This is a genomic window from Nocardioides sp. Root140 (assembly GCF_001426745.1).
Lineage (GTDB): Bacteria > Actinomycetota > Actinomycetes > Propionibacteriales > Nocardioidaceae > Nocardioides.
On sequence record NZ_LMFI01000001.1, the window covers coordinates 480,130 to 497,569 of the forward strand.

Annotated in this window: 17 protein-coding genes; 9 read left to right on the top strand and 8 right to left on the bottom strand. The window is 70.1% G+C overall.

The window, feature by feature from the left end:
- Positions 1–338: 338 nt before the first annotated feature.
- The 3 genes from ASD30_RS02350 to ASD30_RS02360 form a co-directional block, all read right to left on the bottom strand.
- Positions 339–1,433, bottom strand: a complete 1,095-nt coding sequence (locus tag ASD30_RS02350) for an LOG family protein (RefSeq protein WP_056676390.1) — start codon at positions 1,431–1,433, stop codon at positions 339–341.
- A 10-nt stretch (positions 1,434–1,443) separates the two neighbouring features.
- Positions 1,444–2,064, bottom strand: coding sequence for a 5,6-dimethylbenzimidazole synthase (bluB, locus tag ASD30_RS02355; protein WP_056676393.1), 621 nt, complete (start codon positions 2,062–2,064; stop codon positions 1,444–1,446).
- 173 nt (positions 2,065–2,237) lie between these two features.
- A complete protein-coding gene (locus tag ASD30_RS02360) occupies positions 2,238–3,131 on the bottom strand; it encodes a serine protein kinase RIO (RefSeq protein WP_056676395.1) in 894 nt (297 codons plus the stop codon).
- Between the two features lie 168 nt (positions 3,132–3,299).
- Here ASD30_RS02360 and ASD30_RS02365 point away from each other — a divergent pair, with 168 nt between their 5' ends.
- From ASD30_RS02365 to dxr, 3 genes are read left to right on the top strand one after another with little or no spacing between them, the layout of a single operon-like run.
- Complete coding sequence (locus ASD30_RS02365; protein ID WP_056676398.1) at positions 3,300–3,914, top strand: AMP-binding protein; 615 nt, start codon at positions 3,300–3,302, stop codon at positions 3,912–3,914.
- Positions 3,911–5,392, top strand: a complete 1,482-nt coding sequence (locus ASD30_RS02370) for a M1 family metallopeptidase (RefSeq protein ID WP_056676401.1) — start codon at positions 3,911–3,913, stop codon at positions 5,390–5,392. The genes ASD30_RS02365 and ASD30_RS02370 overlap by 4 nt, the downstream gene beginning before the upstream one ends.
- 31 nt (positions 5,393–5,423) lie before the next feature.
- A complete protein-coding gene (gene dxr / locus ASD30_RS02375) occupies positions 5,424–6,515 on the top strand; it encodes a 1-deoxy-D-xylulose-5-phosphate reductoisomerase (protein ID WP_056676404.1) in 1,092 nt (363 codons plus the stop codon).
- 18 nt (positions 6,516–6,533) lie between these two features.
- On the opposite strand, the gene ASD30_RS02380 is transcribed toward dxr, so the two are convergent.
- A complete protein-coding gene (locus tag ASD30_RS02380; protein WP_082563507.1) occupies positions 6,534–7,892 on the bottom strand; it encodes a polysaccharide deacetylase family protein in 1,359 nt (452 codons plus the stop codon).
- A gap of 119 nt (positions 7,893–8,011) precedes the next feature.
- Here ASD30_RS02380 and ASD30_RS02385 point away from each other — a divergent pair, with 119 nt between their 5' ends.
- From ASD30_RS02385 to ASD30_RS02400, 4 genes are all read left to right on the top strand, one after another.
- Positions 8,012–9,358 (top strand): M50 family metallopeptidase, encoded by a 1,347-nt coding sequence (locus ASD30_RS02385; RefSeq protein WP_056676411.1) that lies wholly within the window; start codon positions 8,012–8,014, stop codon positions 9,356–9,358.
- A gap of 123 nt (positions 9,359–9,481) precedes the next feature.
- The gene (gene ispG / locus ASD30_RS02390) at positions 9,482–10,633 is read left to right on the top strand and encodes a flavodoxin-dependent (E)-4-hydroxy-3-methylbut-2-enyl-diphosphate synthase (protein WP_056676413.1); all 1,152 of its coding nucleotides are present in this window, start codon (positions 9,482–9,484) and stop codon (positions 10,631–10,633) included.
- Positions 10,634–10,675: 42 nt separating this feature from the next.
- Positions 10,676–11,521, top strand: coding sequence for a GNAT family N-acetyltransferase (locus tag ASD30_RS02395; RefSeq protein ID WP_056676416.1), 846 nt, complete (start codon positions 10,676–10,678; stop codon positions 11,519–11,521).
- Positions 11,522–11,565: 44 nt separating this feature from the next.
- Positions 11,566–11,928, top strand: a complete 363-nt coding sequence (locus ASD30_RS02400) for a DoxX family protein (protein WP_056676418.1) — start codon at positions 11,566–11,568, stop codon at positions 11,926–11,928.
- Positions 11,929–12,017: 89 nt separating this feature from the next.
- On the opposite strand, the gene ASD30_RS02405 is transcribed toward ASD30_RS02400, so the two are convergent.
- Both ASD30_RS02405 and ASD30_RS02410 read right to left on the bottom strand, forming a co-directional pair.
- Positions 12,018–12,494 carry an ASCH domain-containing protein gene (locus ASD30_RS02405; RefSeq protein ID WP_056676421.1) on the bottom strand — a complete coding sequence of 159 codons (477 nt, stop codon included), beginning with the start codon at positions 12,492–12,494 and terminating at the stop codon, positions 12,018–12,020.
- A 51-nt stretch (positions 12,495–12,545) separates the two neighbouring features.
- Entirely contained in the window at positions 12,546–13,532 is a 987-nt protein-coding gene (locus tag ASD30_RS02410) for an ATP-binding protein (protein WP_156393491.1), read from the bottom strand.
- A gap of 110 nt (positions 13,533–13,642) precedes the next feature.
- Here ASD30_RS02410 and ASD30_RS02415 point away from each other — a divergent pair, with 110 nt between their 5' ends.
- Both ASD30_RS02415 and ASD30_RS02420 read left to right on the top strand, forming a co-directional pair.
- Positions 13,643–15,427: a proline--tRNA ligase gene (locus ASD30_RS02415; protein ID WP_056676425.1), complete on the top strand. Its 1,785-nt coding sequence runs from the start codon at positions 13,643–13,645 to the stop codon at positions 15,425–15,427.
- A gap of 34 nt (positions 15,428–15,461) precedes the next feature.
- Positions 15,462–16,193, top strand: coding sequence for an HAD family hydrolase (locus ASD30_RS02420; RefSeq protein ID WP_056676428.1), 732 nt, complete (start codon positions 15,462–15,464; stop codon positions 16,191–16,193).
- 322 nt (positions 16,194–16,515) lie between these two features.
- On the opposite strand, the gene ASD30_RS26345 is transcribed toward ASD30_RS02420, so the two are convergent.
- Both ASD30_RS26345 and ASD30_RS26350 read right to left on the bottom strand, forming a co-directional pair.
- Entirely contained in the window at positions 16,516–16,938 is a 423-nt protein-coding gene (locus ASD30_RS26345; RefSeq protein ID WP_056676431.1) for a ferritin-like domain-containing protein, read from the bottom strand.
- Positions 16,935–17,438 carry a hypothetical protein gene (locus ASD30_RS26350; RefSeq protein WP_156393492.1) on the bottom strand — a complete coding sequence of 168 codons (504 nt, stop codon included), beginning with the start codon at positions 17,436–17,438 and terminating at the stop codon, positions 16,935–16,937. The genes ASD30_RS26345 and ASD30_RS26350 overlap by 4 nt, the downstream gene beginning before the upstream one ends.
- Positions 17,439–17,440: the final 2 nt, after the last annotated feature.

A 17,440-nucleotide genomic window follows, 5' to 3' on the forward strand; every position in this document is an offset into this window, starting at 1 on the left:
CTTGCGGCGTTCGGCACGCCAGGCGGTGTCCTTGGCGTCGGTGATCAGGTCGAGCAGGACCGCGCCTTCGAGGTCGTCGACTCAGGGACCACCGACAGTCGACACCCCGAAAAGTCGTTGTCCACAGGCCCCGGAGAAGATTCCTCGAACTATTTTCTCGAGTGGATTCGAGACAGTCGCAGGGCGACTTCCTCAACCAGCGAAGGGTGGCGGGTGGGGTGGCTTCGAGACAGGCGCACGGCGACCTCCTCAACCACCGAGCCACCAAGGATCCGGTGTTCGCGCATCAAAAGCACGCGGTTCGCGCATCAAAAACACACGGTTCGCGCATCAAGAATCTACGGTTGGGGGAGGCGGAGGACGAGCTCGGCGGCTTCCTCGACGGTGTCGACGAGGTGCACGTGCGGCTCCATGGGACGACCGGCGGCCAGTGCGCCGAGCAGCGGCCAGGCCGGCACGGTCCTGGTCCAGTGCTCCACGCCGACCAGCACCATCGGCGCCACGGAGGACTCGTCGGCGTAGTAGTTCTCGCACGCGTCCTGGAAGATCTCCTGCACCGTGCCGCCCGCGCCGGGCAGGAACACGATCCCGGCATCGCAGACCTGCAGCAGGATCGCCTCACGAGTCGCGTTGCGGAAGTACTTCGCGATGCTGCTGGCGAAGGCGTTCGGCGGTTCGTGGCCGTAGTGCCAGGTAGGGATGCCCAGCGACGACGTACCGTCCGGGAACTCCTCGAGCACGTCGAAAGCGGCCGCCGCCCACTCGCCGATGTCGGGCCGGAAGCCCGGCGCTTCGGCGAGTTTCGTCAACGCTGACTGGAGATCGTCGGTGGTGCGCTTCGCCATCCAGGCACCGAGGTTGGCAGCCTCCATCGCGCCGGGGCCGCCGCCGGTGGCGACGGTGCAGTCAGCGGCGAGCAGCTGCCCGAGGTTCGCGGCGTCGGCGTACGCCGGCTCACCGCGCTGCAATGCGTGACCACCCATCACGCCGACCAGCCGCCGTCCGGTGCGCCAGCTGCCGAGAGCGTTGTCGATGGCGTGGTCGTGCAGGGCCTGGGCCAGCGTCACGTCGAGGTCAGGCGGCTGCTTCGACCAGGCATAGACGCGCGCGTCCAGGCAGGCGTCGTACGGCGCAGTGTCGTAGAGCTCGGCGGGGGAGTAGAGGGTGCCGCGGTAGGTGTCGACCGGGACGTCGGGCACCACCGGGAAGACGATCGCCCCGCGGGTGCGTACGTCGTCCTCGTCGCCGGGCGCGAACGTGCAGCCGAGGAACAGGGCACCCGCCACGCGGACCCGGTGCAGCTCGTCGCTGCGGCCGGACAGGTCGATCGACTGCAGGTGCCAGCCGGTCATCGACGTGACGCCTCCCGACATGCGTCGGTCGAACTCCTCGAGGGTCTCGACCTCGACCACGCGTCCCCGTCGCTTGTGCATGACGCCGAGGCTAGTGGCTCCAGGAATCCTCGTGCAGCACCGATTCGAGGGGGGAGCGGTGCCGCCAGCCGAAGCGCTCGAGGTCCGGCACGTCGGGCAGGCCGGCCACGGTGCCCAGACACAGCCATGCGACCGGTCGGATCTGCTCGGGGAAGCCGACCAGCCCGGAGAGGAACTCCTCGCGGTAGAAGCTCACCCACCCGACGCCGAGCCCCTCGGCGGTTGCGGCCAGCCACAGGTTCTGGATCGCGAGGCAGACCGAATAGAGGCCGGCGTCCGCGATCGCGTGGCGACCCAGGACGTTGTCGCCACCCCGGGTCGGGTCGTAGCCGACGACGACACCCAGCCCCGACTCGCGGATCCCCTCGATCTTGATGCCTCCGAACGTGGACGCACGCTCACCGTCCAGCGAGGCCGCGAAGACCTCACGCTCGGTGGCGACGTGCTCGTGGAACGCATCCAGCTTCGCCGGGTCGCGCACCAGCACGAAGTCCCACGGCTGGCTCATCCCGACGCTCGGCGCACTGTGCGCAGCGCTGAGCACCCGGGTCAGCACCTCGTCGTCGAGGGGCTCGCCGGTGAACTCGGCGCGGGTGTCGCGGCGGCGTCGGATGGCGTCGTAGAGATCCACGGCGCTGACCGTACCCGCCCTGCCGCCGGGCGAGGGCTCGTCTCGAAACCACCCGCTGGTCGGCCCGAGCCGCCGCGAGAGCTGCAGTTCGTACGAGGCCCGACTGCGGACAGGTACGCACTGCAACTCTCGCGAACGCATGAGCGTGCGTGAACGCGAATGCGAATGCCGGCTCAGAAGACCTGGGCCAGGAGTTCGCCGAACAGCTCGTGCTCGTCGACCTCGAGGCCCCGCCGCCGGAACCAGGCACAGACGTTCGCGCAGTCACGCATCAGGAAGTCCATGCCCTGGGCGTTGCCGACGATGTCGACGGCCTGCGGCAGGTCGATGATCACCAGGCGCTCGCCCGCCGCCAGGATGTTGTACGGCGACAGGTCGCCGTGCGCCACACCGTCGCGAGCCAGCGCCTCCATCGCCGAGCGCAGTTGTTCGAAGTAGTGCTCCAGCAGGTCGGGAGCCGGCCGGGTCTGGGCCAGCCGCGGCGCGGGGGAGTCGTCGACGGAGATGAACTCCATCAGGATCTCCGTGCCGTCGATCTGCACCGGGTAGGGGACCGGCACCCCGGCCTCCCAGAACCGTTTCAGCGCGGTCCACTCGGAGTTGGCCCACTGCCCGGAGGCGACCTCGCGTCCGAACGTCGACTTGGCCTTGATCGCGCGGGCGTCACGTGAGCGCCGGGTCGACCAGCCCTCCGTGTAGGCGCCGCTGCGGTGGAACGCCGCGTGCTCGCGGGACTTGTAGCGCTTGGCAGCCATCACCACGGATTCGCCGCCCGGGACGCCGCGCTCGACCAGGAAGACCTCCGCCTCCTTGCCTGTCTTGAGGATGCCGAGCTCGGTGTCGATGGCGCCCTGAGACGTCACCACCCAGTCGGGGCGGGGCTTGGGTCCGCGGCACAGCGGCTCGACGGAGAGCCACGTCGACCAACGCTGGTTCGCGTCGTCGGGCTCGTCGAGCTGCTCGAACTCGAAGACGAAGGTGGAATCTATGCCGTCGAGACGGTTGTCGTGCGGTGTGCTGTCGTGCGATGCGGGGTCAGAGTGGGGTCCCGCGAAGTCGTGCATCATCAGGTGTGCTCCAGAAGTGAGAGAAAAGGTCTGTGGGCAGACCGAAGACATCGATCGACATGTCACGGCTCCTCTCAACGGGCACGGCCTGACGCCGTACGCTTCGGCTAGAACGTTCCCGCACGGGTCCGGTCGTTCGCAACCGGTTTTCTTTTCGAGGAGTACGACGTGGAGCTGGTGTGGTTCAAGACGCCCACCGACGGCGATGAGGGCACCCTGAACCTCGCCTACAACGCGGTCGACGTGCGGGTGATCCGCGGCGGAGCGGCCGACCCGGCCGTCTCAGGGGAGACCTCCCTCGACTTCGCCGGTCTGCTCGAGCAGTCCGGTGCGCTGGCGGGGGCGATGCGCGGGCTCGGCGTGGAACCCGGCCAGCACGTCGGTGTGCTCCTCGCCGACCCGCTGCGCGAGCTGCTGGTGCTGTTGGCGTCCGCCCGCCTCGGCGCCACCTGCGTCGTGCTCGACGACGGGCGCGTGGACGAGTTCGCGCCCCACCTCGTGGTCACCGACACCGCGCTGCACCCTGGCGAACACGCCCCGGCGGCGGCGATCCTCTCCGGCATCGAGCCCTCTGACGAGACCCGCGAGGTCGCCTGGGACATCGCGGTCAAGGCCGGCCGCACGGATCCGGCGGGCTGCGAGCCCGTCGCACCGAGCTCGATCGCGTTCGTGCTCGACGAGCCGGTCCCGATCGCGAGCGCCCTGACGGACCCGAGCCGGTTCGGCACCGCGCTCGCCGCCCTCGTCTCGGGGCGACCGGTGTCACTCGGCGCCGCATCGTGAAGCGGTACGTCGTGACGCCGCGCGTCGTGAAGCCGCGCGGGAAACGTCGCGCTGCGAAGCCCCGCAGCATCAAGCGAGCAGCCGCAGCCGCAGTCGCGCTGGGCTGCCTGATCGGTGGCACGACGGCCGCGACGGCCGGCAGCCAGGCACCGACCCCGGGGTCGGCGGGTATGGGCGACTCCTACTTCCCGCAGTACGGCAACGGCGGCTACGACGTGGGGCACTACGACGTGCGCAACCGGGTCGAGCTCGACACCGGCCGGCTGGTCGGCGTGACCGCCTTCCGGGCCGTCGCCGGCCAGTCGCTGAGCCGGTTCAACGTCGACCTCGTGCTTCCGGTGCGAGCCGTGTCGGTGAACGGCCACCGGGCCGCGTTCAGCCGGACGAACCGCCACGAGGTGCAGATCAGGCCTCGCACACCGATTGCGGACGACGCGTCGTTCGTCGTACGCGTCGCCTATGCGGGAAGGCCCGGCGCCATCTCGTGGGGCGGCGAGCGACCCTGGCAGGGCAACCGCCGCGAGGTCGTGGCGATGGGACAACCCCAGATGGCGGCGTGGTGGTTCGCCGCCAACGACCACCCGCGCGACAAGGCCGTCCTCGACGTGCGCATCACCGTCGAGCGTGGCCTGCAGGCGATCTCCAACGGAAAGCTCAAGGCAATCACCCGCGGCACGAGGTGGACCGTGTGGCACTGGCGGGCCGACGAGCCGATGGCGCCGTACCTCGCGTTCTTCGCAGCTGGCCGCTACACGATCGAGCGGGGCCGGACCGCGGACGGACTGCCCTGGCTCAACGCGGTCTCCAAGGAGCTGGACCCCTACTCACGCACCGAGTCGACCGCCCTCATGCGCCAGACGCCCAGGGTGATCGCCTGGCTCGAGGGCTGGCTCGGCCCCTACCCGTTCTCGACCACCGGCGGGCTCACCACGTCGCTCGACGCCGGCTTCGCGTTGGAGAACCAGACCCGCCCGACCTACCCGTCCGTCGGCGGCAGGGAGTCGACGTGGCTCGTGGTCCACGAGCTGGCGCACCAGTGGTTCGGTGACCGTGTCAGCGTCGACAACTGGCGCGACATCTGGCTCAACGAGGGCCCGGCGACCTACCTGGAGACGCTCTGGTCCGGCAACGGTGGCGAGGCGACCCCACAGGCGTGGTTGCTCAGCACCTGGGAGTCGATCCCCGCCAACTCGGACTTCTGGAAGCTGAAGATCGGCGACCCGGGGCCGGGCCGCCTCTTCGACGGACCGATCTACGACCGCGGCGCGATGACGATGCAGGCGCTGCGCCACCGCATCGGCGACAACGGCTTCAAGGCACTGCTGCGCGCCTGGGTGCGAGGCCCGGCGAACGGCTCCACCGCAGACTTCACCGCACTGGCCGAGTCGGTCAGCGGCGAGGACCTCGACGCGTTCTTCGACGCCTGGCTGTTCACCGGCTCACGCCCCGCCCGTACGGCGGACAACGGGCTGGCCTGAGCGCGTCCCGGCAACCTGAAAGACTGGCCGGGTGACTTCACCTCGCGACATCGTCGTCCTCGGCTCGACCGGTTCCATCGGCACGCAGGCCCTCGAGCTGGTGCGGGCCAACCCCGACCGCTTCCGGGTGGTCGGGCTGACCGCCGGTGGTTCCCACGAGGAGCTGTTCGACGCGCAGGTGCGTGAGTTCGCGCCGGCGTACTCCGGGCTGGGGGAGGACGCCTCGACCGAGGCCGCCGGGCTCGAGTGCGACGTCGTGCTCAACGGCATCACCGGTGCCGTGGGGTTGCGCCCCACGCTGGCCGCGCTCGACGCGGGCAACACCCTCGCGCTGGCCAACAAGGAGTCGCTGATCATCGGCGGCCCGCTGGTCACCTCGCGTGCGCGGCCCGGCCAGATCGTGCCCGTGGACAGCGAGCATGCGGCTGTTGCCCAGTGCCTGCGCGGCGGCAGCCCCGACGAGGTACGCCGACTCGTGCTCACCGCCAGCGGTGGGCCGTTCCGCGGCCGCACCCGTGAGGAGCTGGCCGGGGTGACCCGCGAGGAGGCGCTGAACCACCCGACCTGGTCGATGGGCCCGGTGATCACCGTGAACTCGGCGACCCTGGTCAACAAGGGACTCGAGGTGATCGAGGCGCACCTGCTCTTCGGCATCGACTTCGACCACATCGAGGTCGTGGTGCACCCGACGTCGGTGGTGCACTCGATGGTCGAGTTCCACGACGGCTCGACGCTGGTGCAGGCCAGCCCACCGACCATGATGATCCCGATCGCGCTCGGCCTGAACTGGCCGAACCGGGTGCCCGACGCCGCACCGCCGGTCGACTGGACCAAGGCGGAGACCTGGGAGTTCTTCCCGCTCGACCACGAGGCGTTCCCCGCCGTGGGCCTGGCCAGCGAGGCCGGACGCCGTGGCGGTACGGCGCCCGCGGTCTACAACGCGGCCAACGAGGTGTGCGTCGACGCGTTCCTGGCCGGTGACCTGCCGTTCGTCGAGATCGTCGACACCGTGGCCGCCGTACTCGCCTCCTACGAGCAGCCGCAGATCGCCGAGCTCACCGTGGACGACGTGCTGGCCGCAGACGGGTGGGCCCGCGAGCAGGCCCGCGCGACCCTGCGCTGACGCATCACGGGCCGAGGCCTACGGGGTGGGCGGAGGTCGAATCGTGACCGTGGCCGGTGTCGCGACCACCCGTGCGTTGACCGCCGAGGTGATCTCGACGGTGAAGGTCTCCTCCGGCTCGTCGAGCAGGTCGGCCAGCACCTCGACACGGAAGAACGCGCGAACCGTCCCGGCGGGCACCACCGCCGACGCCACCCTGGGGGTGAAGTCACCGGCTCGTGCTGTTCCCGGTCGGGTGCGCAGGGTCGCCCGGACGCGGCGTCCGCTGGGCCGGCCGAGCTCGACGACCACGTCCGCGGGCGTCGTACCGGTGGCCGGCTCGGTCACCACGAGGTTCCGGACCCGCACACCCGGCGGGGCGTCGTCGTCCACGATCACCACCCGGCGTGACGAGGTGCCGACTCTCAGGCCGACGGGTGCGGACAGCCGGACGGAGAAGGCCTCGTTCCTCTCGTCCAGGGTGTCCTGGTGGGTCCGGACCAGCACCGTGCGGGTCGTGGTGCCGATCGGGAACCGCACACGCAGGCTGCGGCCGGTGAAGTCGGCTGCCCCGGCTCCAGCCGCGCGGGTGTCGAGTCGCACGCTCACCGGACGGGACGTCGGTTGGTCGAGCCTGAGCCGGACCCGGGCCACGTCGCCCTCCCGCACCGTCGTCGACGCGATCGTGAGGCGCGGGACCGGCGGGGTGGGTCGGCCGTCAGCGCCCAGGACGGCGAAGCAGTAGCCGAGTCGGCGGGCCCTCTGGATGATCGACGGCACCGCGCTCACCGAGCTCGGCGAGTTCGTGACGCCGTCGTGCTGGAGAACGATGTTGCTGCGGTGCGGACGCAGGCCCGAGATCACCGCGTTGGCGATGGCGGTGGCGGTGCGGTCCTCCCAGTCCTCCGGGTCGACGTCCCACAGCACCGGCACGAAGCCGGTGCGGGTGATCGCCGCGGTCACCCGCGCGTTGATTCCGCCGTACGGCGGCCGCATCAGCTTGCCGGGCACGACCCCGGCGCGACGGAGCGCGCGGTCGGTGGCGAGCAGGGTGTCGCGGATCTGCGAGTCGGTCTGCGTGGTCATCAGGGTGTGGTGCCAGCTGTGGTTGGCAACGACGTGACCTCCCTGCGCCACCTTGCGGGCGGTCGCCGGGGCCGACGCCACCCGCTCGCCGACCATGAAGAACGTCGCCCGGACCCGGCGCTCCTCGAGGATGCCGAGCAGCCGCGGCGTCACGTTCGAGGAGGGGCCGTCGTCGAAGGTGAGGGCAACCAGGCCGGCCGAGCAGCGCGCGGGCGTGGCGGCGGCGGACGAGGCCACGGCGTACGACGGCGACGGGCCGGTCGACAACGCCGCCACCAGCACCGCAGGCCCCCAAAGGCGTGCTCCCCACATGACCCGAGCATGCGGCACGGCGCCGCGTCGCGCAGAGAGATCGCGAAAGTCGTGCCGGGCTGGACCGAGGACGTACCGTTGACTCGTACTCGTGTGCCTTCGAAGGGACCCCCAGCGGCATGACCGTGCTCTACTACACGCTCGGCGTGGTGATCTTCGTGGTCGCCATCCTGGTCTCGATCGCGCTCCACGAGCTCGGCCACATGGTGTGGGCCAAGAGGTTCGGCGGCAAGGTCACGCAGTACTTCGTCGGCTTCGGCAACACGATCTGGTCGAAGAAGGTCGGCGAGACCGAATACGGCATCAAGGCGATCCCGCTCGGCGGCTACGTGAAGATCGTCGGCATGCTGCCGCCCGAGAAGGACGCGGTGCGCGAGACGATCATCGACGAGGACGGCAACGAGGTCGAGCGGCTCCGCCAGTCCAACACCGGCATGTTCACCCAGCTGATCAGCGACGCGCGGGCGGCCGAGTGGGAGCTGGTCAAGGCCGAGGACTCCGACCGGCTCTTCTACAAGATGTCGTGGTGGAAGAAGGTCATCGTGATGGCCGCCGGCCCGGCGGTGAACATCGCCATCGCGTTCGTCATCTTCGGTGGCGTGTTCGCGACGTACGGCAACCTCGGTGACCCGCACACGACGCCGGAGGTGTCCGGTGTGCAGCCCTGTGTCGTGCCGATCGCGGAGAAGAACCGTGAGTGCACGGCGGCGGACCCGGAGAGCCCCGCGCAGAAGGCCGGGCTCCAGAAGGGCGACCGGATCCTCAGCTTCAACGGTGTCGAGATCGGCGACGACTGGGCGAAGCTGTCCGACCTGATCCGCGACAACGGCGACGGGCGGGCGGTGATGGTGGTGCAGCGCGGCGACGTGCAGAAGGAGCTCACCACGAACACCGTCGTGACCGATCGCCCGACCTCAACCACCGACCAGACCCTGACCGCGGTCGGCTTCCTCGGCTTCGTGCCGACGGCCGAGCCGACCACCGGCGGGCTGGTCTACACGGTCGACACGATGGGCACGATGACCGTCGACACCGCCAAGGCCCTGGCCCACCTGCCGGCCAAGGTGTGGGGAGTCGGCAAGGCGATCGTCGGGGTCGAGGAGCGTGACCCCGAGGGGCCGATGAGCCTGGTCGGCGGCGGCCGGATCGCGGGAGAGACTGCGGCCCACGACGCCTTCCCGGTCAAGGAGAAGCTGGTGATGCTGCTGATGCTCATCGCCGGGTTCAACTTCTTCATCGGCATGTTCAACTTCGTGCCGCTGCTGCCGCTGGACGGCGGGCACATCGCCGGTGCGCTCTATGAAGGGATACGCCGCGGGTTCGCGAAGGTGTTCAAGCGCCCCGATCCCGGGTACGTCGACGTGGCGAGACTGCTGCCGATCGCCTACGTGGTGGCCGGCGCCTTCCTCCTCATGAGCCTCGTCCTGATCGTCGGCGACGTGGTGGTCCCCATCCACCTCACCTGACCGTCGGGCCAGACGTTGTTCAGGACGTCCTGCGAGGTGGTTGCCGCGGCGACCGGAACGCAGGACGTTGTTCAGGACGTCCTGCGAAGTGGCCGCCCGACACGACGTACGTAGACTGGCGCCATGACCTCGATCTCCCTCGGCATGCCCGAAGCCCCGCCGCCGGTGCTCGCGCCGCGACGCAAGACCCGCCAGATCCAGGTCGGCAAGGTCGGGGTCGGCAGCGACCACCCGGTGTCCGTGCAGTCGATGACCACGACGCTGACCTCCGACGTCAACAGCACGCTCCAGCAGATCGCCGAGCTGACCGCCGCGGGCTGTGACATCGTCCGCATCGCGTGCCCGAGCCAGGACGACGCCGACGCGCTCGCCGAGATCGCCCAGCACTCGCAGATCCCGGTCATCGCCGACATCCACTTCCAGCCGAAGTACGTCTTCGCAGCGATCGACGCAGGCTGTGCCGCCGTACGCGTCAACCCGGGCAACATCCGCCAGTTCGACGACCAGGTCAAGGAGATCGCGGCCGCCGCCAAGGACCGCGGCACCTCGATCCGCATCGGCGTGAACGCCGGGTCCCTCGACAAGCGACTGCTCGAGAAGTACGGCAAGGCCACCCCCGAAGCACTGATGGAGAGCGCGGTGTGGGAGGCCGGCCTCTTCGAGGAGCACGGCTTCCAGGACTTCAAGATCTCGGTCAAGCACAACGACCCGGTGGTCATGGTGCGCGCCTACGAGCTGCTCGCCGAGAGGGGCGACTGGCCGCTGCACCTCGGCGTGACCGAGGCGGGTCCCGCGTTCCAGGGCACGATCAAGTCCGCGACCGCGTTCGGCGCCCTGCTCAGCAAGGGCATCGGCGACACGATCCGGGTCAGCCTCTCCGCCCCGCCGGTGGAGGAGGTCAAGGTCGGCATCCAGATCCTGCAGTCGCTCAACCTGCGCCCCCGCAAGCTCGAGATCGTGTCGTGCCCGTCCTGCGGTCGCGCCCAGGTCGACGTCTACAAGCTGGCCGAGGAGGTCACCGCCGGGCTCGAGGGGCTGGAGGTGCCGCTGCGCGTCGCGGTGATGGGCTGCGTCGTCAACGGACCGGGCGAGGCCCGCGAGGCTGACCTCGGCGTGGCCTCCGGCAACGGCAAGGGACAGATCTTCGTCAAGGGCGAGGTCATCAAGACCGTGCCCGAGTCGCAGATCGTCGAGACCCTCATCGAAGAGGCCATGCGCATCGCCGAGGACATGGAGCCCGTCGAGGGCGCCGCGGCCGCGGTGACCGTCAGCTGAGGCGACACCGCCAGGTGCCCGAGGGGCAGTAGGCTCCGGGACGTGCTGCCGACCCCCGAACACGTGCGCCCGCTGGGGCCTGATGACGTGCCGGAGTTCATGCGCCTCGTTGCGCTGGACCCGGTGGTCAACGTGTTCGCCGGCTATCGCGCCCACACCACACGCCTCGACCGTCGCTGGCTCGGAGGCGAGGTGGTCGGCCGGTTCTGCAACGGCATCCTCGTCTCGGCCCTGCACATCGGCGCCAACCTGGTGCCGATCCAGGTCGGTCCCGACGACTTCGAGGAGCTTGCCCACTACGGGCTGCGCGGCCGCTCGCGGGTCTCCACGATCGTCGGTCCGGCTGCCTCGGTCGAGGGCCTGTGGGCGCACATGGCCGACAAGTGGAGCGGGCCACGGGAGGTGCGCGCGCTCCAGCCGCACATGGAGATCGCCGGGTCCCCGCTGGTCGAGCCGGATCCCGCCGTACGGCGCACCGTCGCCTCCGACATCGACGTGGTCTACCCGGCGTGCGTCGCGATGTACACCGAAGAGGTCGGTGTCTCACCCGAGTGGGGTGGTGGGGGCAACCTCTACCGCACCCGCGTGATGCAGCTGATCTCCAAGGGCTGGCAGTTCGCCCGCTTCGAGGACGGCCGGGTCGTCTTCAAGGCCGAGGTCGCGTGCGCCACGCCGTACGCCGCGCAGATCCAGGGCGTGTACGTCGTCCCGGACCGTCGAGGCCAGGGACTGGCCACGGCCTGCATGGCCGCGGTGGCGCAGACGGTGTGTGCGGAGATCGCGCCGATCGCCTCGCTCTACGTCAACGACCACAACCTCCCCGCCCGCCGGGCCTACGAGAAGGCCGGCTTCGTGGAGACGGCGCAGTTCACCACGATCATGTTCTGACCGTCGGGGGAGTCGGTGCCCCGTGCCCGCCTACGCTGGGCGACGTGAACATTCCCAAGGACGTCCTCGGCCTCGCCGGCATCTTCGCTGTCTCCGGCGTCATCCATCTGGTCAAGCCCGAGGTCTACGAACCGATCGTGCCCAAGTTCGTGCCCGCCCGCCGCGAGGTCGTGCTCGGCTCGGGTGTCGCCGAGATCGTCTGTGCCGCTGGCCTCCTGCACCCGCGCACCCGCTCCGTCGCGGGGTGGGCCAGCGCCGGACTGCTCCTCGGGGTCTACCCGGCGAACTTCAAGATGGCGGCCGACGCGCAGAAGCGGAAGAACACCGCGCTCAAGGCCGGCACCCTGGCCCGCCTGCCCCTGCAGATCCCGATGATCCGTAGCGCCCTCAAGGCCGCCCGCGGCTGAGCCTGCAGGCTCAGCCGACTGCTCCGCGGTGGCTGATGGCTCCCCGCGGCGCCGCTGACAGCCATCAGCCACCACCGCGGCCGTGCAGCTCAGGGCTTCCAGATCACCTTGAACTGCTCGAGGACGACCTCGAACTCGTCGGTCACCTCGTGGCCGAACTCGGTGAAGAAGTCGCGGTGCGCCTGCCGCCAGTGGTCCAGCGAGAGGTCGCCCTCACCCTCGAGCCGGGCGTGCTCGGCGGAGACCTCGGCGAACGGCATGGTGCGCACGTCGGTCGTCTGCACCAGCACGCGTGGCACGTCGGCGCCGTCGTTGATGATCGACAGGCTGCCGACGCTGGGCAGCTCCTCTTCGTCGTAGTCGGCGAGCGCGGAGGCGGTGGCGGTCTTGCGACCGTCGAGCACCAGCGCAAGCAGCTCGTCGGCCATGTCGGCGGAGTCCCCGAAGGCCCACGCCGGCGGGCACAGCGCCTCGCTCGCGTTGGGTCCGGTGTAGACCCGCAGCCGGTTGAGGTTGGCACGCACCTTGGCGTCTGCCCAGAAGGCCTCGAGGGCCGCGTCGCTCATGTCGTGCAGCGTACGGGCCCGCCCGGTGCCCTGGCTCCGGACGGTGGGGGATCAGTGCCGGCGGGCCCGCCAGACGGCGAAGGGGACCGGCTCCGCGTCGTCCTCGAGCTGGCCGACCATGCTCTCGGTGAACCAGTCGCGCAGCTCGTTCATCTCGGGAGTCGAGGCGAGGGTGAGCAGGTGCTGGTCGACGCACATCCGGTCGGCGAGTGCGATGGTGTCGGCGAGCTCCCGGGCGAGCACACTGAGCTCCGGGGGAGCGGGCATCTCGATGTCGACGACGTCGAGGCCGGCCGCCGCGGCCTCCTGCGCGATTCGCCGGCCCATGTGTCGGGCAAAGGCGGGACGCGCGACCAGCCGCTCGATCAGCTCGCCCAGCTCGCGCGGACGCGGGCCCGAGTCCGCGCCGGCGTCGATCAACTGGAGCTCACGGATCAGGTCGTCGAGATGCTGGTCGAGTCGGAGGCCGAGGTCGACCGGGCACTGCGGCATGAGGAGCATCTTCCAGCCGGCCGGAAGCATCATCGGTGCGTCCTCGACCGCGGGGAGCGTGCCGAGGCTGGGCGGACGGATCGGGTGCTCCACGTCGGAGGCCTCGATCTCGGCCCAGATGCGCCGTCCCAGCCCGGTCTCGTCGATGCCCCAGTGCCGCGACAAGATCGAGACGATCGACAGTCCTCGTCCGGTGGTCGCCAGCTCCTCCACCGGGGGCGCCTGCTCGCTCGCGGCACCTGCCCGTCGAGAGGTCTGGGGCACGAGGGCCTGCACCGGCACCAGCCCGCCGGCATCCTCGACGGAGACCCGGACCGCCGCATCGAGGTCGTTGAGGACCACGTTCATGTAGCTGCTGCCACTGTGCAGGGCGGTGTTCGCAGCCATCTCGGTCACGCACAGTGCGGCGTCGTCGATCAGGTCGGCGCGCTCCCAGCCGGTCAGGCCGTCACGGACGAACCGACGGGCCCCGGGCACGCTGGCGGTCTCGGCGGCGAGTCGTACTCGCAACTCCGGCCGCTTCTCCCACGGGACGGTCGTAGGCATGGTGCTCATCCTCTCACCACTTCGCCGACGGCGGGGCGACTCGCGCCACGTCGTCAGGACAACGGAAACCGCCTCGCGACTGGCGCTCGGGCACAAGTAGCCTTGCCCGCATGATCCTTCGGATGTCCCAGCTCTTCGTCCGCACGCTTCGCGACGACCCCAACGACGCAGAGGTGCCCAGCCACCGCCTGCTCGTCCGGGCCGGCTACATCCGCCGCGCCGCGCCGGGCATCTACACCTGGCTGCCGCTGGGCCTTCGGGTCTTCCGCAAGGTCGAGAACATCATCCGCGAGGAGATGGACGCGATGGGCGGCCAGGAGCTCCAGTTCCCCGCGCTGCTGCCCCGCGAGCCCTACGAGGCCACGAACCGGTGGACCGAGTACGGCGACGGCATCTTCCGCCTCAAGGACCGCAAGGGCGCCGACTACCTGCTCGGCCCCACCCACGAGGAGATGTTCACCCTCGTGGTGAAGGACCTCTACTCGTCCTACAAGGACCTGCCCGTCTGGCTCTACCAGATCCAGACGAAGTACCGCGACGAGGCGCGCCCCCGCGCTGGGCTCATGCGTGGTCGCGAGTTCACCATGAAGGACGCCTACTCCTTCGACACCAGCGACGCCGGCCTCGACGCGTCGTACGCCGCACACCGCGCGGCGTACATCAAGACGTTCGACCGGCTCGGCTTCGACTACGTCATCGTCAAGGCGACCAGCGGCGCGATGGGCGGATCGAAGAGCGAGGAGTTCCTGGCCCGCTCCGAGGTCGGCGAGGACACCTTCGTCCACTGCCCCACCTGTGAGTACGCCGCCAACGTCGAGGCCGTCGCGGTGCCTTCCCCCGCGCCCGTGTCGTACGACGACGCCCCGGCCGCGCACGCCGAGCAGACGCCCGCGACGCCGACCATCGAGACGCTGGTCAACCACCTCAACGAGAAGTTCCCCCGCGACGACCGTCCCTGGGCGGCCGGCGACACGCTCAAGAACGTGATGGTGGTCCTCAAGCACCCCGACGGCACCCGTGAGCCCCTCGCCATCGGCATCCCCGGTGACCGCGAGGTCGACCAGAAGCGCCTCGAGGGGCAGCTCGAGCCCATCGAGGTCGAGGCGATGGACGAGACCGAGTTCCGCAAGCACCCCGCCCTGGTCAAGGGCTACATCGGGCCGGGCGCGCTCGGTGAGGAGTCCGACAGCAAGATCCGCTACGTCGTCGACCCCCGGGTCAGTGAGGGCACCCGCTGGGTGACCGGCGCCAACGTCGACGGCCAGCACGTCATCGACCTGGTCGCCGGCCGTGACTTCACCGCCGACGGCACGATCGAGGCGGCCGAGGTGCGCGACGGTGACGCGTGCCCGCAGTGTGCCACCGAAGGACGCGATGGCAGGCTCGAGACCGCGCGCGGCATCGAGATGGGCCACATCTTCCAGCTCGGCCGCAAGTACGCCGAGGCACTCGACCTCAAGGTCCTCGACGAGAACGGCAAGCTGGTCACCGTCACGATGGGCTCCTACGGCATCGGCGTCTCACGTGCCGTGCCGGTCATCGCTGAGGACAACCACGACGACTCCGGCCTGATCTGGCCCCGCGAGGTCGCACCCGCCGACGTCCACCTCGTCGCGACCGGCAAGGACCCGGCGATCCACGAGGCGGCCGAGAAGATCGCCGCCGACCTGTCGCAGGCCGGCCTCGACGTGATCTTCGACGACCGGCCCACGAAGGTGAGCCCGGGCGTGAAGTTCAAGGACGCCGAGCTGATCGGCGTACCCACCATCGCCGTGGTCGGCCGCGGCCTGGCCGACGACGGCACCGTCGAGGTCAAGGACCGGCGTTCCGGCGAGCGGACCAACGTGGCGGTGGCCGACATCGTCGCCCACCTGACCGAGGTGGTCAGGAGCTGACCGGGTCGACTTGGGCTACCGATAAGTTGCGCCCATGAGCAGCGGACCCTCGAACCTTGACGCGGTGATCTTCGACTGGGGCGGCACGCTGACCCAGTGGCACGACATCGACTTCCACGCGGAGTCGCTGGCCCTGGCCCAGGCGGTGATCACGACGCCCACGAAGGACGACGACCATCACGCGCACGCCGCCTGGCTGCATTCCGCGGGCGACGTGATCTGGGGCCGCTCGCGTGACCACCAGCAGAGCGCGACGGTGGGGGACCTCTTCACCGAGGCCGGTCTCGAGCACGACCCGGAGCTGCTGGCCGCCTACCGCGAGTTCTGGGAGCCGCACACCGGCACCGACCCGCAGGTGGCACCGCTGTTCGAGGGGCTGCGCGCGCTCGGGCTGAAGGTGGGCGTGCTGTCCAACACGATCTGGCCGCGGGAGTGGCACGAGGAGTTCTTCCGTCGCGACGGGGTCGACCACCTCATCGACGGTGACGTCTACACGAGCGAGATCCCGTGGACCAAGCCCTCTCCGGACGCCTTCGCCGCAGCCCTGGGAGCGGTGGGTGCCACCGACCCGGCCCGCTGTGTCTACGTGGGAGACCGGCTCTTCGACGACGTCTGGGGCGCCCAGAACGCCGGCCTCCGGGCCATCCACATCCCGCACAGCACCATCCCGACCAACCAGGTCGGTCACACCGAAGGCACGCCGGACGCGGTGGCCCACGAACTGGCCGAGATCCTGGGCATCGTGACGGCCTGGAACGACGTCTGAAGGACCTTCATCGGACTGCAGGGATCCGCGATTCACTTTTGCAAGTTCTTGCAACGCAAAAACCTGCAACCACCAACTGCTGGGCACCAGCGAAGAACTGGGGAAGGATCATCCTTGGTGGTGTTCACACACTCGGGGTGAACCAATCCGGCGTCGGGGCAGATCTCGGGGCTTCCCCGATGCCGGGCCACCTCCGCACCAGGACTGGCTGCCGGGAGAGGGCCTTCGCCCAGCCTTGAGGGCCATCTCCGGGCCAGTCCTGGCGGGTCCGTTCTGCCGGGCCCGCCGCGGAGGGGCCCAGCCCGAGCGAGTTCAGCGCGGCTCAGGCGTCGATGCCCGGCAGGTCGGTCGGGTCGCCGTCGAAGTCGAGCTGGCGCACCGCCGACTCGACCAGCGCGTTCACGCCCCAGGCCCGTTCGTCTTCCGTGGTGCGGCCGACCAGGTCGGCGTACGCCGCGGCGCAACGTTGCTCGACCTGCAGCCCGATGGCCTTGAGCTCGGCGGGGGTGCGGGCGGCATTGGGCAGCTCGTAGGCGACCTCGGCGGCCACCGGGACCTCGTCGGCGTCACGCACCCAGCGCACGAGCTGGTCGCGGCGGCTCCGGTGGGTCACGTAGGCCGTGGTGACCGCGTCGTACAGCGCCGGCTGCGACGACTGCGAGGTCTGCCCGCCCAGCACGCCGTAGATCCAGACGGCCGCGTGCTCGGCGGCGAGAGTGGTCTGCAGTGCGTCGGTCCCGGTCATGCGTCGGCGTCCTTCGCGGTTTCGGGGAGCAGCGCGACCTGCTGGGCGACCCCGGCCGCCATCGCCGCGAGGGTGCGGGCGAGCTCCCCGCTCGACACCTCGCCGGCCAGCTTGGTCAGGGTGCGCTGCAGGCCGAGCTCGCGGCGGCGTACGGCCTTGAGGGCGGCGGTGGCGCGGGTCGGCGTGCCCATGCGCACGGTCGTCCCGGTGTCGCCTTCCTTGGCGATGAGCGCTTGGTGCGCGGTGTGCAGGGCGGTCAGCGCCGCCAGTGGCTCGGCGAGACCCACGTGATCGGCCGAGACGTCCTTCACGAAGGCGTCGGCGTCCGCGATCGCCTGCAGCGCGGCCTTCACCTGCTGCTCGTCGGGGACGGCGTTCGAGGGCTCGGCGGCCGGCTCGTCGCCGTCCTCGGCCGGTCCCCAGCGGCATCCGGCCAACGCCAGGAGGGGCGCGGCAGCGAGCGTCGTACGACGCGAGACGGGGCGTGAGGACAGTGGCACGC

Bases quoted from the DNA above. Each gene is read 5' to 3' on its own strand.
- ASD30_RS26345 (WP_056676431.1), bottom strand. From the start codon at position 16,938: ATGACCGGGACCGACGCACTGCAGACCACTCTCGCCGCCGAGCACGCG.
- ASD30_RS02420 (WP_056676428.1), top strand. From the start codon at position 15,462: ATGAGCAGCGGACCCTCGAACCTTGACGCGGTGATCTTCGACTGGGGC.
- ASD30_RS02410 (WP_156393491.1), bottom strand. From the start codon at position 13,532: ATGCCTACGACCGTCCCGTGGGAGAAGCGGCCGGAGTTGCGAGTACGA.
- ispG (WP_056676413.1), top strand. From the start codon at position 9,482: ATGACCTCGATCTCCCTCGGCATGCCCGAAGCCCCGCCGCCGGTGCTC.
- ASD30_RS02415 (WP_056676425.1), top strand. From the start codon at position 13,643: ATGATCCTTCGGATGTCCCAGCTCTTCGTCCGCACGCTTCGCGACGAC.
- ASD30_RS02405 (WP_056676421.1), bottom strand. From the start codon at position 12,494: ATGAGCGACGCGGCCCTCGAGGCCTTCTGGGCAGACGCCAAGGTGCGT.
- ASD30_RS02380 (WP_082563507.1), bottom strand. From the start codon at position 7,892: ATGTGGGGAGCACGCCTTTGGGGGCCTGCGGTGCTGGTGGCGGCGTTG.
- ASD30_RS02385 (WP_056676411.1), top strand. From the start codon at position 8,012: ATGACCGTGCTCTACTACACGCTCGGCGTGGTGATCTTCGTGGTCGCC.
- ASD30_RS02360 (WP_056676395.1), bottom strand. From the start codon at position 3,131: ATGATGCACGACTTCGCGGGACCCCACTCTGACCCCGCATCGCACGAC.
- ASD30_RS02350 (WP_056676390.1), bottom strand. From the start codon at position 1,433: ATGCACAAGCGACGGGGACGCGTGGTCGAGGTCGAGACCCTCGAGGAG.